Source organism: Pantoea sp. 9140 (assembly GCF_000745295.1).
Classification (GTDB): Bacteria; Pseudomonadota; Gammaproteobacteria; order Enterobacterales; family Enterobacteriaceae; genus Pantoea; species Pantoea vagans.
In genome coordinates this window covers 1,835,230-1,851,385 of record NZ_JQNO01000001.1, presented here as the reverse complement: position 1 = coordinate 1,851,385, position 16,156 = coordinate 1,835,230, and the positions used below count along the sequence as shown (strand labels likewise).

Here is a 16,156-nt window from a genome sequence, read left to right as displayed (position 1 = left end):
AATAGCTATTTATCTGTCAGCCATTTGCGCTAAAGTGCCCTGCACAAGCTGTATCAGCAACAGACTGATGCAGCACTTCTTTGGGGTAAAGGAGTGATGATGGTTAAGACCTTTCGTATGACGCTGGCAGCAATCAGTCTGAGCAGTGTTATCACACCCGCTATCGCGGCGAATCCACCCGCTGGCGCACAGCTGGCTGAACAGCAGCAGCTCGTTCGCCACATTAAAGATGAACCCGCTTCACTTGATCCGCTTAAAGCAGTCGGACTGCCGGAAATTCAGGTGATTCGCGATCTGTTTGAAGGCCTGACCAATCAGGATGCACAGGGCAAGATTGTGCCGGGCGTGGCACAGAGCTGGAGCAGTAACGACAATAAAACCTGGGTCTTCACCCTGCGCAATAACGCGCGCTGGTCAAACGGCGATCCGGTGACTGCGCAGGATTTTGTATACAGCTGGCAGCGCCTGGTCGATCCAAAAAACAGTTCACCCTTTGCCTGGTTCGCGGGCTTAAGCGGCATTGAAAATGCGGCAGCGATTACCAAAGGCGAAATGACGCCCGATAAGCTGGGTGTGATCGCTCAGGGTAAAACGCAGCTGAAAGTGACGCTGGATCGTCCGGTGCCGTGGTTCCCGGCGCTGGTGGCTAACGTGGCGCTCTTCCCGGTTCCTCAGAAGACGATTGCGCAGGAGGGCGACAGCTGGACGTCACCCGGCAAACTGGTGGGCAACGGGGCCTATCAGCTCAGCGAGCGGGTGGTAAATGAAAAAATCGTCCTGATCCGTAATCCGGACTACTGGGATGATGCACATTCGGTGCTGACAAAAGTGACCTTTGTCCCGATCAATGAAGAGTCGAGCGCCACCAAGCGCTATCGCGCGAATGATGTCGATATCACCGAATCCTTCCCTAAGAATATGTATGCGATGCTGAAAAAAACGTTGCCGGGAGAGGTCTACACACCTGACCAGTTAGGTACCTATTATTATGCCTTTAATACGCAGAAGGGACCGACTGCCGATGTGCGGGTTCGTAAAGCGCTGTCATGGTCTATTGACCGTAAAGTCATTGCTGAAAAAGTGCTGGGCACCGGTGAGAAGCCGGCGTGGCACTTTACGCCAGATGTGACAGCAGGCTTTAAGCCCTTGCCCACTTTCATGCAGCAGCACGATCAGAACACTCTGAACGCGCAGGCGAAAGCACTTCTGACATCAGCCGGATATGGTCCTGGCAAGCCTTTGAAACTCAAGTTGCTCTATAACACCTCTGAAAGCCATCAGAAGATTGCGATTGCCGTGGCCTCAATGTGGAAAAAGAACCTCGGGGTGGATGTCACGCTGGAGAATCAGGAGTGGAAAACCTATATCGACAGCCGTAATAGCGGGAACTTTGATGTGATCCGTGCTTCGTGGGTGGGTGACTACAATGAGCCCTCTACCTTCCTGAATCTGCTGACCTCAGGCAACAGCAGCAATATTTCGCGTTTCAGCAACGCGGATTATGATGCGGTCATCGCCAAAGCCAGCCGTGAGACCAATGACCAGGCGCGCAACAGCGACTACAACCGGGCGGAGCAGATCCTGGCTGAACAGACACCCATTGCCCCTATCTATCAGTACACCAATGGCCGCCTCATTAAACCCTGGGTCAAAGGCTATCCCATCACAAATCCTGAAGACGTCGCCTACAGCCGTGAACTCTGGATTGAAAAGCACTAAGCCTGTCATGGCCGGTTTTCCGGCCATCGGCTGACATCTTTCTACACAGCCCGGAGATTGCAACTCAACACCGTCACGCTAGACTGTATCGTATTGATTTCAGTAGAGAGGGGACGGTGTGGACGTTATTGAAGGAAAAGCATTACAGGTTTCAGATGCCATCATTTCCTGCCAGCTGGATGGCAAGGGTGGGATGATCCCGATTGCTGAAGATGAAGTCATCCAGTGTGAGCAGCCCTGCTGGCTGCATCTCAACTATACCCATCGCAAGAGCGCCGAATGGCTGCAGTCAACGCCACAGATCCCCGATACGGTGCGTGACGCCTTAGCAGGCGACAGCATGCGTCCTCGCGTCAGCCGACTGGGCGACGGGTTTATGATCGTACTGCGCAGCGTCAACCACAATAGCGATGCACGTCGCGACCAGCTGGTGGTCATGCGGGTCTTTATCAACGATAAACTCATCGTCTCGACCCGGCGGCGCAAAGTCTCTGCCGTCGATGAAGTGCTAATCGATTTGCAAAACGGCAATGGTCCGATTGACTGCGGCAGCTGGCTGGTGGATGTCTGTGATGCGCTGACTGATCACACCAGCGAATTTATCGAAGAGTTACATGACAAAATTATCGAGCTGGAAGATGCGCTGCTAGATCAGCGGATGCCCGCACGCGGCGAGCTGGGCCTGCTGCGCAAGCAACTGATTGTGATGCGACGTTATATGGCACCTCAGCGCGATGTCTATGCCAGGCTGGCCAGTGAAAAACTGGCCTGGATGGATGATAGCGAACGCCGCCGGATGCAGGAAATTGCTGACCGTCTGGGACGCGGGCTGGACGATCTGGATGCAGGCGTGGCGCGCACCGCGATTCTGGCTGATGAGGTCGCCTCTGCGATGGCGGAATCGATGAACCGCCGCACCTATACCATGTCACTGATGGCGATGATCTTTCTGCCCGCCACGTTCCTGACCGGCCTGTTTGGCGTCAACCTGGGCGGCATTCCGGGCGGTGAATGGAAATATGGGTTTTCAATCTTCTGTCTGCTGCTGGTGGCGCTGGCAGTAGGGGTCGCGGGCTATCTGCGTAAACGGCGCTGGCTCTGATGCGCCAAAGGGAATGCGGCAATTACGATATGTGGGCTGAAAATCCCGTTAAGCGAGCAAAAGCTGATCGACATCAAGAACCCGTTGTCGCTGCTGACGCAAACTCTCTCCCGCAGGTGAATGCAACGTCAAGCGATGGGCGTTGCGCTCCATATTGTCTTACTTCCATATTTAGAATTATTGCATAGCACATTTAATTCGAAACATGCCGGCCAGTGTGCCGGCTTTTTTTTTTCTGCCTGGCTGTAACGCCGTTCCTTATCTAAGCTTAAACTCCATTCGTAAGAAAAGGAGTACGGCATGAGCGCGATTCTTAACAGCGAGCCGATCCCCACGGATCCAATCCCGATTCCTGAACCCATTCCCCAGCCGCAACCGCAGCCTGATCCACCAACCGATCCGGAATTTCCGCCGATAATGGATCCTCCGCCTCATCGAAACATATAAAAAAGGGCGTGCTGCCTGCAGCACGCCCTTAAACTTTCCCGCACTTATTTAATCTGTAGTACATCCAGACGCGCGCTGATATCGGGTACATCGTCTTCATCGACCCGCCAGCCCACAGGCTGAGCTGGCAGCGTTTCCCGGTCAAAGGCGAGATCGCCGCCATCAACGACTGCATCGCCATGTTTGATGCCTTTAAAATCGAACAGATTGATATCTGCCAGGTGCGACGGCACCACGTTTTGCATCGCGCTGAACATGGTTTCGATACGGCCAGGATAGCGCTTATCCCAGTCACGCAGCATATCGGCTACCACCTGACGCTGCAGGTTCGGCTGAGAACCGCAAAGGTTGCACGGAATAATCGGGAACTGACGTGCTTCGGAGAAACGAATGATATCTTTCTCACGGCAGTAGGCCAGTGGACGGATCACAATCTGCTTGCCATCGTCGCTCATCAGTTTTGGCGGCATGCCTTTCAGTTTTCCACCGTAGAACATGTTCAGGAACAGCGTCTGCAGGATGTCATCGCGATGGTGGCCCAGCGCAATTTTTGTGCAACCGAGTTCTGTTGCGACACGATAGAGAATGCCACGGCGCAGGCGCGAGCAGAGTGAACAGGTCGTTTTGCCTTCCGGAACCTTATCTTTGACGATAGAATAGGTATCTTCTTCGACAATCCGGTACTCAACACCCTGCGACTCAAGATATTGCGGCAGGATATGCTCAGGGAAGCCCGGCTGTTTCTGGTCAAGGTTGACGGCAATCAGGCTGAAGTTTACCGGTGCGCTTTTTTGCAGGCTGCGCAAAATTTCCAGCATGGTGTAGCTGTCTTTTCCGCCCGACAGGCAGACCATGATGCGGTCGCCTTCTTCAATCATATTAAAATCTGCAATGGCCTCGCCGACATTACGACGCAAACGCTTCTGCAGTTTATTCAGGTTGTACTGTTCTTTCTTGTCAACCGTTTGATTATCTTGCATTTTTACCTATCTCAAAAACCAGAAAGCGTAGCTAAAGGGCGTATTGATGCGCGCGCCCAGCCGGTTACTTCACTGTGATGTCACGAATATGCAGCGTATGGTACGGATTGTTGCCGCGAATGCCAGTACTGGAGTGAAGTAATCAGCGGATAATCGCCGTCAGAGTCACAGGCCGCTTTCCCGTCAGGGCGTTGATTGCCGGAATGCGGTACTGCGAAAGAGCGCGAGCAAAGAGGGCGGGTTTTGCTTCGTCGTGAGCAAACCGGCGGGCTGAGACGACTCGAAAAGGTTTCAGCTGCGCGATGTCAGCTGACGGGCACATCTTTCCACTGACAATCAATTTCATCACTGTGCGTTGAACAGGACGGCGGTGATGACGGGTAAGCATCAGTCCGCGCATGCTCTCTTTTTACCGCACAAGCTGTGGCCATAAAAATGACAGAGATAATTAAAAAAATTTTCATCAGCACTACCGGATTAATAAAAAACACAGCATGCGATGCTTTAACTCAATCAGGCCTAAATGCATTGCGGGTTGTATCGGTCTGATTTGATGCACATCAAAAGAAATGTTTCCGTTAAATTCGCAGTGAGTCGGATATTAATCGCTGCTTTCATTTTTCAGGTGATAATCTTAAAAACAGGCTCTGTTGAATGTGCGTTGACCCGTTGGGTCTATAATAATAAATTCAGACGCACTGACGTGTTGCGTATCTCATTAAAAACGATAGTTTTATAATTCCTGTGGCGCGCAATAAAAAATGACTTTCCAGTAAAATCAGGGATGTTCATGACATCCGATAAGCAGACTGCGTGAGCGCGGTCGTTTACATTTATGCTTATATGCGTTTACACAGACTCTCTTACATTGACCTGTCGGTTCGCACATTTCGTCAATACAGACTGCCTGTGAAGCCGTTTAATGTCGGGCTATCTATGTGAAAAAAAATGAATCAATATTTAATGTCTATGAGGCATCCCGATAAAAATCGCAAAATAAAAAAGTACGGCATCAGATTTATTATGACATTGATACTCTTCTTACTTTGCTATGTTGCGGTTATGTATTGCGGCGTTCTGCTGCTGGTCAACCTTCATGGTTTACTCCATTTTTTGCTGCACTGAATTCAGCCGCAGGCCTGAAAAATCCAGCGATAAGCATGATGTAAAAAATGCCTGAGTACTTCCAGAATATCTTCCGCACCTTCTCCAGCAAGACATTGTCCGGTCTCCAGCGCATTATTAACCGAGTTCCGATGATCCAGGATCATCATGATTGTCACAGCACCCGCGCCCGCAATCAGCGTAAAAATCAGCACCATTAATGCAGGCTGGTAATTTTTTCGCGCAGCAGCAGGCAGGGTATCTTGAGAATGGTCAGAGTTTTGGCGCATTGGTCCCCGGGGAAAATTATTACAATGATAAACAATAACGGATCATGCCATTAATTACCGGCTCGCTCTATGTCTCAGGTCAGGCTGTGGCGTCTTTGGTTGGCGGGCAGATGGATCCGGCTGGGGAAGTGCAGAAGGCGCTGGCTGCTACTAACCGCCTTCTGCGATGTCCGGATGCCTGCAGGAAGATATCTGGTCTGAGGCCTATTTCCGGCGGGATTACATCATTTCCAGCGACTGAACACCCTTGATCTCCATAACCTTGTCATAAAGGTGCGCATCATTTGATTTGCGTGAAAGCGTCACCTGAACACTCAGTTCGCACAGACCGCTCTCTTCATCACGATTAATGACCGTCACATTGCCGTAGCGAATGCCTTCGCGCTGCATCACCAGCAGCACCAGCGGCACGCTTTTAGGCTTAAGGAAAACCAGCAGCGTATGGTGTTTGCCGATTAAAACATGGCTCAGGCGGCGGAACACCTCCAGCACCACCAGCGCCAGCACCGTGCCATAAATGCCGATCTCATACATGCCGCTGCCGATTACCAGACCAATCGCCGCCGTAACCCATAATCCCGCCGCGGTGGTTAAGCCTTTCACCACCTGCTTCTGAATCATGATAGTGCCCGCGCCAAGAAAGCCCATGCCGCTGACCACCTGGGCTGCAATACGGCTGGGATCAAGGGCCACATGGTCGCTGCTGAGCATGTCGGCGAAGCCATATTTCGACACCAGCATGAACATGGCACTGCCGATTCCGACCAGAATATGAGTACGCAATCCCGCTTCTTTAGCCCGCATCTGCCGCTCCAGACCAATCAGGCCGCCGAGAATGCCGGCAAGGGCGATGCGAATTAACATATCCATTAACATGGCTTTACTCCGAAATAAAAGGGGCCGCAAAAGGGTGACAGTTCAGCGATAGCAGGTAAACAAGATAATTCTGCTTGCAAATGACGCCGGAGAATTTTGTAAAAAGCTGTTTCACCTCTCGACCCCTTGTGCCGCCTGACATATGCTGAGCCAGCCTATTACACCCATTCCCGGAGTCCGACTGATGAAAGCAGCCACCTTTTTGCTGGCCGGTGCCGCGCTATTACTCTCTGCCTGCAGCAGCAACAGTGATGATAACGAGCCACCACAACAAGCCACCGCCGCCCATATCCAGCCACGGGTGGTGATGTCTTCCCTGGCAGAAAGCACCTGTTCGAATGCGGGTGGAACGCTGGCCTTCTCGCATCAGCTGGATGGATCGCGTGTGGGAATGTGTCAGTTAGTGAATGGCCGTCGCTGTGATGAGCAGGCGTTAATTGGCGGAAATTGCGCGCGCTGATGAACAGGCCGGATTGCTCCGGCCCGCATAGCTATACAGAGAATAATCAGGCAGAGAGTCGGTTCGGACACTCCTCACCACGGTCGAGCTGGCTGAGATTACTCAGCGTCGTTTCAGAAATGGCGGTCAGCGCTTCGGCGGTTAAAAACGCCTGATGGCCGGTGAACAACACGTTATGGCACGCCGACAGACGGCGGAATACATCGTCCTGAATCACATCATTCGACTTATCTTCAAAGAACAGGTCGCGTTCATTCTCGTAAACATCCATGCCGAGCGCGCCGATCTTCTGCTGTTTCAGCGCGTCAATCGCCGCCTGTGAATCAATCAGACCACCGCGACTGGTGTTGATAATCATCACGCCATCGCGCATCTGTTTAAACGCGTCAGCGTTAAGCAGATGATGATTCTCTGGCGTCAGCGGGCAGTGCAGCGTGATGACGTGGGATTCAGCAAACAGCGTCTTCAGATCGACATACTCCGCGCCCAGTTCCAGTGCCTGCTCGCTGGGGTAAGGGTCAAATGCCAGCAGCCGCATACCAAATCCTTTCAGAATGCGCATCGTCGCAATCCCGATTTTACCGGTGCCGATAACCCCCGCAGTTTTGTTGTGCATGTTAAAACCAGTCAGGCCATCGAGCGAAAAGTTTGCATCACGGGTACGCTGATATGCACGATGAATACGGCGGTTCAGGGTCATCATCAGGCCGATCGCGTGTTCAGCCACCGCTTCCGGTGAGTAGGCCGGAACCCGGACGACTTCCAGACCCAGCTCTTTCGCGGCAGCCAGGTCGACATTATTGAAACCGGCACAGCGCAGCGCGATATATTTCACACTCAATCCGGCCAGCTCTTCCAGCACCGGGCGACTCCCGTCATCATTGACAAAGATGCAGACGGCATCGCAGCCCACAGCCGTTTTCGCCGTGCTTTCAGAGAGTAAAAAGTCAAAAAATACCAGTTCAAAACCGAACTGCTGATTAACCTGCTCAAGGTATTTCTGATCGTAATGTTTGGTGCTGTAAACCGCGATCTTCATTGTTATGCTCCTGCAGAGTGATAAACCAAGGATAACGTTTTCTGACTGACTTTGCTGAAACAGCTGATTTGCGCCTGGCGCAGGCCTTCACCTCTGGCAGATTACATGCCATCATTCCTGTCAGGATACTGTAAGGAAAAGGATTATGGCTTTTATGCCACGGATTTTCCGGCGACGACTGGCGACTATTCTGGCGCTGATTCTGCTGCTGCTCGGCCTGATGTTGACTGTGACGCAATGGCTGCCACGGCTGGCCGGCATCTGGCTGCCTGACGGGACGCGCATTGCGCTGTCAGGCGCGCCGCGCTGGCGCGAGGGTGGACTGTGGTTGCCTCAGATTCATTATCTCGCCGGTGATTGCTCACTGGCTACCGTAAAGGCGGTGTCACTGGGCTGGCATCAGTCGCGCTGGAAACTCAATGCGGAAGCGCTGACGCTGGATAGTGACTGCCTGCAGGAATTACCGGCCAGTAACAGTACGGCTGCGCCCAAAACGCTGGCCGAATGGCAGGCAATGCTGCCTGGCGCCGACGTTCATCTGGGCAAACTGATTGTCGCGCCCTGGCAGACCTATGCGGGCGCGCTGGATCTGATGCTGGAAAAAGATCGCCAGCAACTCAATTACCACGGCGATAATCTGCAGCTGGCGGCCACGCTGACCGGTCAGCAGCTCGCTATCCGTGACCTGACGCTCACCCATCCTGCACTGCCTGAACCCGTCACACTGAGTGGTCATCTGACGTTGCCCACTTTTGCTACAGATCTGCCGGTAAACGGTGAGGTGGCCGGGCAGCTGGCGCTGGACGCGCTGCCACATCCGCTGCAGCTGTCGCTCAACTGGCAGCAGCAGCAGGGCGAGCTGCGGGTGGCAATGGCGGAAGAGAGCAGGCCGCTTCTCCGGTTACCGTGGCAGATCAGCCGCGAGCAGATTCGGATTAAAAAGGGCGAATACTTCTGGCCACTGGCGGACCAGCCCTTGTCTGGGTTTGTTAACCTGACGCTGGATAACTGGCAGTCGGGCTTTGAAGGCAGCCAGATTACGGGTCGCGTTAACCTGCTGACGCAGGGTCGCGGCGGCAAGGGCAACGTGGTGCTGGGCGTCGGTCCCGGTAACCTCAGTCTGACCAACAGCAACCTGCCGTTTCAGCTGACCGGTGAAAGCAAACTGGCCGATCTGCAACTTTACGGCTCGATTCCGGGTGTGCTTAGTGGTTCGCTGCTCGATCCTACACTGGTGCTGCAACCTAAATCGCTGCTGCGTCTGCGTGGCCGGCTGCTGTCAACGCTGGAAGTGGATGAGGCGCGCTGGCCGCTGGCGGGTGTGCGTCTCTCCTCACAGGGCATAGATGGTCGCCTGCAGGCGATTCTCAACGCACACGATGCCAGTTTTGGCCGCTTCCGGCTGCATCTCGATGGCCGCGCCACAGATTTCTGGCCCGATAAAGGTGAATGGAACTGGCGCTACTGGGGCGGAGGCGAGATGCTGCCGCTGCAGGCTCGCTGGGATGTTAAAGGAACCGGCGGCTGGCATGACACACTGATCCAGCTTGATACTCTGTCTGCCGGCTTTAATCAGCTGGCCTACGGCAGCGTCAACATAGCAAAACCGCGTCTGACGCTGAGTGAGCCGGTAAACTGGCAGCGTGATGCGGCACATCCTTCTTTTAATGGTCATTTCAGACTGCAGGCGGGACCGACCCGCTTCACTTATGGCGGCCGTCTGGCTGACTCAGTGCTCGACTTTGAAGCTAAAGGCCGGGATCCCGGCTATTTCCTCTGGCGGGGCGAGTTAAAAGCGGGCAAGGTTGGCCCGCTGCGGGTGAATGGTCGCTGGGATGGCGAACGATTACGCGGCCAGGCCTGGTGGCCAGCTCAGTCGCTGACGGTATTTCAGCCGCTGATCAGCCCCGACATGAAAATGCAGATTCAGGGCGGCAGTCTGCAGGCACAGGTCGCTTTTTCCGCCGCCAGCGATCAGGGCTTCCAGGCCGGGGGCCACTGGACGGTTAAACAGGGCAGCGTCTGGACGCCGGACAGCCAGGTAAACGGTATCGACTTCTCGCTGCCGTTCAGATTCCACGAGCAGCAGTGGCAGTTTGGTCAGCATGGCCCGGTTTCACTGCGCATTGCCGAGGTGAAGAACCAGTTTGCGATGCAGAATATTCGTGCCGACCTGCAGGGGAACTGGCCATGGTCTGAAAAGGCGCCGCTGACGCTGCAGGATGTCAGCCTGGATCTGCTGGGCGGACAAATCACGCTGCCCTCCCTGCGCATGCCGCAGCATGAACCCGCCCGGGTGTCGCTGCGTCAAATCAGCCTCAGCGAGCTGGTGACGGCACTGAAGCCGAAACAGTTCGCCATGTCGGGCAAGGTTAACGGCGAGCTGCCGCTGTGGCTCAATAATCCGCGCTGGCTGGTGGAGAAGGGATGGATTGCCAACAGCGGCCCGCTGACCTTCCGGCTGGATAAAGATATGGCGGATGCCATTACCCGCAACAACGTAGCGACCGGCGCGGCGCTGGACTGGTTACGCTATATGGAGGTCTCCCGCAGCTGGGCCACGATCAATCTGGATAACCTCGGCGACCTTACTATGGAAGCACAGGTGCAGGGCGTCAGCCAGTTCAGTAACCGTCGGCAGACGGTCAATCTTAATTATCATCATCAGGAAAACCTGTTTCAGCTCTGGCGCAGCCTGCGCTTCGGCGATAATTTGCAATCCTGGTTAGAGCAACATGCGACTTTGCCATCGAACAAGGACAATTCACCATGAGCCTGAGGCCATTACTGGTTCTGGCAGCCGGACTGCTGAGCATTGGCTGCGTGCCGCGCATCGAAGTCACGGCACCCAAAGATCCCATCACCATTAATATGAACGTAAGAATCGAGCATGAGATTCACATCAAAGTCGACAAGGATGTGGAAGCGTTACTGAAAAACCAGAGCGGTCTGTTCTGAGGAGAGCAACGATGAAACGCATAAGTGCGGCGCTGTTACTCGCTCTGGCGATGGCGCAGCCTGCCTGGGCACTGACGCTCAATGAAGCGCGGCAAGCGGGTCTGGCAGGCGAAACGCTCTCAGGTTATCTGGCGGCACGGTCACAGGACAGTGAAACTCTGGCGCTGGTGCAGCGTATCAACGCCGGACGTAAACAGGAGTATCAGCGACTGGCAGAGCAGAATAATCTCTCCACGGCTGATATCGCCAGTATTGCCGGACAGAAGCTGGTGGGCCGAGCGGCCGCGGGGGAATATGTGCGCGGCATTAACGGTCAGTGGCTGAGAAAGGAAGCAGGCAGCGGCCAGTGACAGGCGAAAAAAAACCGGGCGCATGGCCCGGTTTCCAGTGTCATCCTGAGATGACTGAGACTTATGCGGTCACGATCTGCTTAATTGTGTCTTTTGCTTCAGCGGTCGCTTTGCTGGCCACTTCCGGACCGTACGCGATGCCTTCAGCAAACACGAACTCAACGTCAGTGATGCCGATGAAGCCCAGGAACAGCTTAACGTAAGGGGTCAGCAGGTCAGTTGGGGTATCTTTGTGAATGCCGCCACGGCTGGAGATCACCACAGCCTTTTTGCCTTTAACCAGACCTTCCGGGCCTGCTTCGGTGTAGCGGAACGTCACGCCAGCACGGGCAATCAGGTCGAAGTAGTTTTTCAGCTGGGTTGGAATGTTGAAGTTGTACATTGGCGCGGCAATCACCACTTCATCATGAGCCTGCAGTTCTGCAATCAGTTCATCGGACAGATCCAGTGCTTCCTGCTGACGGGGTGACAGCGGCGTTTCAGATGGGCGCATTGCACCCACTAGCTCACCATCCAGAACCGGAATCGGGTTAGCGGCCAGATCACGTACAGTGACGTCTTTACCCTGTGCTTTTGCCTGTTCGATGTAGAAGTCAGCGAGCTGGCTTGACTGTGAGTAGCCTGCAAGGATGCTTGATTTCAGAACTAAAACTTTGCTCATGGTGGTTTCCTGTCTGTTACGCGGAAGACTTTCCGCTCAATGGTTTACACTCTACGGTTATCGATGGCGCGGTGAAAGCGCAATATTTCGAGACCCATGTTCGAATTTATTGAATAAGCGTAACCGTGGCCAGCCGCCGGAACAGTTCAGAATGTGCTATGATGCCCACAATTATTTTTATTGAATCAGCTGGTTATCCCGGCTTGCAGGGCGCTGCTTCAGGCAGCGACACCGTCTGAGTAAGGTACGTCACTATTATGTCATCTCCCGATACTTCCCCACTGGCAGCGCTCTGGCCACGGCTCGACGGTGTCATGCTGCGCGATCGCCAGCGTCTGCAGCGCCGCTTGCAGGGGGCCAGAAAAGCTAAAAATCCCGAGGCACAGCAGGGCATTGCCAGCGAGCTGGAGCAGGAATTTATTGCTGCTGAACAGCGCGTGGCCCAGCGTCGCGCGGTAACGCCAGCCATAACTTTCCCTGACAATCTGCCAGTCAGTCAGAAGCAGCAGGATATTGCGGCGGCGATTCGCGACAATCAGGTGGTGATTGTTGCGGGTGAAACCGGTTCAGGTAAAACCACGCAGCTGCCGAAAATCTGCCTGGCATTGGGACGCGGAATCACGGGTTTGATTGGTCATACGCAGCCGCGTCGTCTGGCTGCGCGCACCGTAGCGAATCGCATTGCCGATGAGCTCAGTACCTCACTGGGCGGCTGTGTCGGCTATAAAGTGCGGTTTAACGACCAGGTCAGCGACCTGACGCAGATTAAACTGATGACCGACGGGATCCTGCTGGCGGAGATCCAGCAGGATCGCCTGCTGATGCAATATGACACCATCATCATTGATGAGGCGCATGAGCGCAGCCTGAATATCGATTTCCTGCTCGGTTATCTGCGTGAGCTGCTGCCGCGCCGCCCCGATCTGAAAGTGATTATTACCTCGGCGACCATCGATCCGCAGCGCTTCTCGCGTCACTTTAATAATGCGCCAGTGATTGAAGTCTCCGGCCGGACTTACCCGGTCGAAGTGCGCTACCGGCCGGTGGTTGAAGAAGCGGATGATGGCGATCGCGATCAGCTGCAGGCGATATTTGATGCGGTGGATGAGCTGGGACGCGAGAGTCGCGGCGATATCCTGATCTTTATGAGCGGTGAGCGCGAAATCCGCGATACCGCCGATGCGCTGAACAAACGCGACCTGCCGCACACCGAAGTGCTGCCGCTCTATGCGCGACTGTCGAATGCCGAACAGAACCGGGTGTTTCAGTCGCACAGTGGCCGTCGCATCGTGCTGGCGACCAACGTGGCGGAAACCTCACTGACGGTGCCCGGGATCAAATATGTTATCGATCCAGGCACGGCACGTATCAGTCGCTACAGCTTCCGCACCAAGGTGCAGCGCCTGCCGATTGAGCCGATATCGCAGGCCTCCGCCAACCAGCGAAAAGGGCGTTGCGGCCGTGTTTCAGACGGTATCTGTATTCGTCTCTACTCGGAAGATGACTTCCTGAGCCGTCCGGCCTTTACCGATCCGGAAATCCTGCGTACCAACCTGGCGTCGGTGATCCTGCAGATGACCTCGCTGGGACTCGGCGATATCGCTGCTTTCCCGTTTGTGGAAGCACCCGATAAGCGCAACATTCAGGATGGCGTCCGCCTGCTGGAAGAGCTGGGTGCACTGACCCTGAATGAGGAGAGCGGACACTACAAACTCACCGGCTCCGGTCGCCAGCTGGCACAGTTGCCGGTCGATCCGCGTCTGGCGCGAATGGTGCTGGAAGCGCAGAAATTTGGCTGCGTGCGTGAAGTGATGATCATCACCGCCGGTCTGTCGATTCAGGACCCGCGCGAGCGCCCGGCAGAGAAAAAGCAGGCGTCCGATGAGAAGCACCGGCGCTTTGCCGACAAAGACTCCGACTTCCTTGCCTATGTGAATCTCTGGAACTACCTGGCGGAGCAGCAGAAAGCGCTGTCGGGCAACCTTTTCCGCCGCCAGTGCAAAAGCGACTTCCTGAACTATCTGCGCGTACGGGAATGGCAGGATATTTATACCCAACTGCGGCAGGTGGTGCGAGAACTGGGCATTCCGGTTAACAGTGAACCGGCTGAGCTGCAGCCCGTTCACTGCGCGCTGCTCAGCGGTCTGCTGTCGCATATCGGTCAGAAGGACACCGACAAGCAGGAGTACACCGGCGCACGCAATACCCGCTTCTCGATTTTCCCGGGTTCCGGGCTGTTTAAGAAGCCGCCGAAGTGGGCCATGGTGGCAGAACTGGTTGAAACCAGCCGCCTGTGGGGCCGCACGGCGGGACGGATTGAGCCGGAGTGGATTGAGCCGCTGGCGCAGCACCTGATCAAGCGCAGCTACAGCGAACCGCACTGGGAGAAATCGCAGGGCGCGGTAATGGCTGCCGAGAAGGTTACGCTCTATGGCCTGCCGATTGTGGCCGCCCGCAAGGTGAACTATGGCAGCATTGATCCCACTCTGAGTCGTGAGCTGTTTATCCGTCACGCGCTGGTGGAGGGCGACTGGCAGACGCGTCACGCCTTCTTCCGTGCTAACCAGAAGCTGCGCAGTGAAGTCGAAGATCTGGAACACAAATCCCGCCGTCGCGATATTCTGGTGGATGACGAAACGCTGTTTACTTTTTATGACCAGCGCATTGGCAAAGAGGTTGTCTCAGCGAAGCATTTCGACAGCTGGTGGAAAAAGGCCAGCCGTGAAAACGCGGAGCTGCTGAACTTCGACAAACAAATGCTGATCAAAGAGGGCGCGGATAAGGTCAGCCAGCTTGATTATCCTAACTTCTGGCATCAGGGCAACCTTAAACTGAAGCTGAGTTACCAGTTTGAGCCGGGTGCCGATGCGGATGGCGTGACGGTACATATTCCGCTGCCGCTGCTGAATCAGATTGAAGATAGCGGTTTTGAATGGCAGATCCCCGGGGTACGCCGTGAGCTGATCATCGCGCTGATTAAGTCACTGCCCAAGCCGCTGCGCCGCAACCTGGTGCCGGCACCCAACTACGCCGAGGCGTTCCTGGGACGCGTCAACGCAATGGAGATGCCGCTTCTCGATGCGCTGTCCCGTGAGTTTCGCCGCATGACCGGCGTCACGCTGGAGCGGGAAAACTGGCAGTGGGAACAGGTGCCCGATCATCTGAAAATGACCTTCCGGGTGGTGGATGAGCACAACCGTAAACTGCTGGAAGGTAAAGATCTCAGCGCGCTCAAGGCACAGCTGAAAGGCAAGGTGCAGGAGACGCTGTCAAAAGTGGCAGATGACGGGCTGGAGCAGAGCGGTCTGCATATCTGGAGCTTTGGTGAACTGCCGCGCAGCTACGAACAGAAGCGCGGTAGCTATCAGGTCAAAGCCTGGCCTGCGCTGGTCGATGAGAAAGAGAGCGTCGCCATTCGCCTGTTTGACAGCGAGCAGGAGCAGCAGAAAATGATGTGGCGCGGTCAGCGTCGTCTGCTGCTACTGAATGTGCCGTCACCGGTTAAATATCTGCACGAGAAGTTGCCGAACAAAGCCAAGCTCGGACTTTACTTCAACCCTTATGGCAAAGTGCTGGAGCTGATTGATGACTGCATCGCCTGTGGCATCGACAAACTGATGGGTGAAGCGGGCGGTCCGGCCTGGGATCAGACCTCGTTTGAGCAGTTGCGTGACAAAGTTCGCGGCGAACTCAATGAGACCGTCGTGACCATTGCGAAGCAGGTTGAGCAGATCCTGACGGCCGTCTTCAACATCAATAAGCGTCTCAAAGGCCGGGTCGATATGACGATGGCGTTGGCGTTGTCCGACATCAAGGCGCAATTAAGTGGTCTGGTTTATCGCGGCTTTGTCACCGGCAACGGCTGGCAGCGACTGGCGGATACGCTGCGTTACCTGAATGGCATTGAGCGGCGGCTGGAAAAACTGCCTGCCGATCCTCACAGCGATCGCGCGCGCATGTTAAAAGTGCAGGCAGTGGAACAGGCGTATCAGGCGTGGCGCAACAAATTGCCGCCGCAGCGTCAGGATGATGAAGAGGTGAAGAACATTCGCTGGATGATTGAGGAGCTGCGTATCAGCTACTTTGCTCAGCAACTGGGTACGCCGTATCCCATCTCAGAGAAGCGAATTCTGCAGACAATGGAGCAGATAGCAGGGTAAAAGCCAGGAT

Annotated in this window: 13 protein-coding genes; 7 read left to right on the top strand and 6 right to left on the bottom strand. The window is 54.8% G+C overall.

Features of this window, described 5'->3' with window-relative positions:
* The first annotated feature begins 99 nt into the window (after positions 1-99).
* Positions 100-1,719 carry a peptide ABC transporter substrate-binding protein gene (locus tag FA92_RS08750; protein WP_033783200.1) on the top strand — a complete coding sequence of 540 codons (1,620 nt, stop codon included), beginning with the start codon at positions 100-102 and terminating at the stop codon, positions 1,717-1,719.
* A gap of 118 nt (positions 1,720-1,837) precedes the next feature.
* Positions 1,838-2,821 carry a zinc transporter ZntB gene (zntB, locus tag FA92_RS08745; RefSeq protein ID WP_033783199.1) on the top strand — a complete coding sequence of 328 codons (984 nt, stop codon included), beginning with the start codon at positions 1,838-1,840 and terminating at the stop codon, positions 2,819-2,821.
* 491 nt (positions 2,822-3,312) lie between these two features.
* On the opposite strand, the gene ttcA is transcribed toward zntB, so the two are convergent.
* The 4 genes from ttcA to FA92_RS08730 all read right to left on the bottom strand — a co-directional run bounded on the left by ttcA (position 3,313) and on the right by FA92_RS08730 (position 6,518).
* Positions 3,313-4,248, bottom strand: coding sequence for a tRNA 2-thiocytidine(32) synthetase TtcA (ttcA, locus tag FA92_RS08740; protein WP_033783198.1), 936 nt, complete (start codon positions 4,246-4,248; stop codon positions 3,313-3,315).
* A 142-nt stretch (positions 4,249-4,390) separates the two neighbouring features.
* On the bottom strand, positions 4,391-4,636 hold the full coding sequence (locus tag FA92_RS23265; protein ID WP_156105690.1) for a hypothetical protein: 246 nt from the start codon (positions 4,634-4,636) through the stop codon (positions 4,391-4,393).
* A 739-nt stretch (positions 4,637-5,375) separates the two neighbouring features.
* Entirely contained in the window at positions 5,376-5,642 is a 267-nt protein-coding gene (locus tag FA92_RS08735; RefSeq protein WP_033783197.1) for a hypothetical protein, read from the bottom strand.
* 219 nt (positions 5,643-5,861) lie between these two features.
* Entirely contained in the window at positions 5,862-6,518 is a 657-nt protein-coding gene (locus FA92_RS08730; protein ID WP_013357964.1) for an MgtC/SapB family protein, read from the bottom strand.
* A 184-nt stretch (positions 6,519-6,702) separates the two neighbouring features.
* Here FA92_RS08730 and FA92_RS08725 point away from each other — a divergent pair, with 184 nt between their 5' ends.
* Positions 6,703-6,978: a DUF333 domain-containing protein gene (locus tag FA92_RS08725; RefSeq protein WP_003853763.1), complete on the top strand. Its 276-nt coding sequence runs from the start codon at positions 6,703-6,705 to the stop codon at positions 6,976-6,978.
* Between the two features lie 46 nt (positions 6,979-7,024).
* Here FA92_RS08725 and FA92_RS08720 read toward each other — a convergent pair whose 3' ends face one another.
* Positions 7,025-8,017 (bottom strand): 2-hydroxyacid dehydrogenase, encoded by a 993-nt coding sequence (locus tag FA92_RS08720; RefSeq protein ID WP_033783196.1) that lies wholly within the window; start codon positions 8,015-8,017, stop codon positions 7,025-7,027.
* 145 nt (positions 8,018-8,162) lie between these two features.
* Here FA92_RS08720 and FA92_RS08715 point away from each other — a divergent pair, with 145 nt between their 5' ends.
* From FA92_RS08715 to FA92_RS08705, 3 genes are read left to right on the top strand one after another with little or no spacing between them, the layout of a single operon-like run.
* Complete coding sequence (locus FA92_RS08715; protein WP_033783194.1) at positions 8,163-10,790, top strand: YdbH family protein; 2,628 nt, start codon at positions 8,163-8,165, stop codon at positions 10,788-10,790.
* Positions 10,787-10,975 (top strand): YnbE family lipoprotein, encoded by a 189-nt coding sequence (locus FA92_RS08710; protein WP_013357961.1) that lies wholly within the window; start codon positions 10,787-10,789, stop codon positions 10,973-10,975. Before FA92_RS08715 ends, FA92_RS08710 begins: the two co-directional genes overlap by 4 nt.
* Positions 10,976-10,986: 11 nt before the next feature.
* Entirely contained in the window at positions 10,987-11,325 is a 339-nt protein-coding gene (locus tag FA92_RS08705; protein WP_013357960.1) for a YdbL family protein, read from the top strand.
* A 61-nt stretch (positions 11,326-11,386) separates the two neighbouring features.
* On the opposite strand, the gene FA92_RS08700 is transcribed toward FA92_RS08705, so the two are convergent.
* Positions 11,387-11,986 carry an FMN-dependent NADH-azoreductase gene (locus tag FA92_RS08700; protein ID WP_013357959.1) on the bottom strand — a complete coding sequence of 200 codons (600 nt, stop codon included), beginning with the start codon at positions 11,984-11,986 and terminating at the stop codon, positions 11,387-11,389.
* Between the two features lie 257 nt (positions 11,987-12,243).
* On the opposite strand from FA92_RS08700, the gene hrpA reads away from it, so the two are divergent.
* Entirely contained in the window at positions 12,244-16,146 is a 3,903-nt protein-coding gene (hrpA, locus tag FA92_RS08695) for an ATP-dependent RNA helicase HrpA (RefSeq protein WP_033783193.1), read from the top strand.
* The last annotated feature ends 10 nt before the right edge of the window (positions 16,147-16,156 follow it).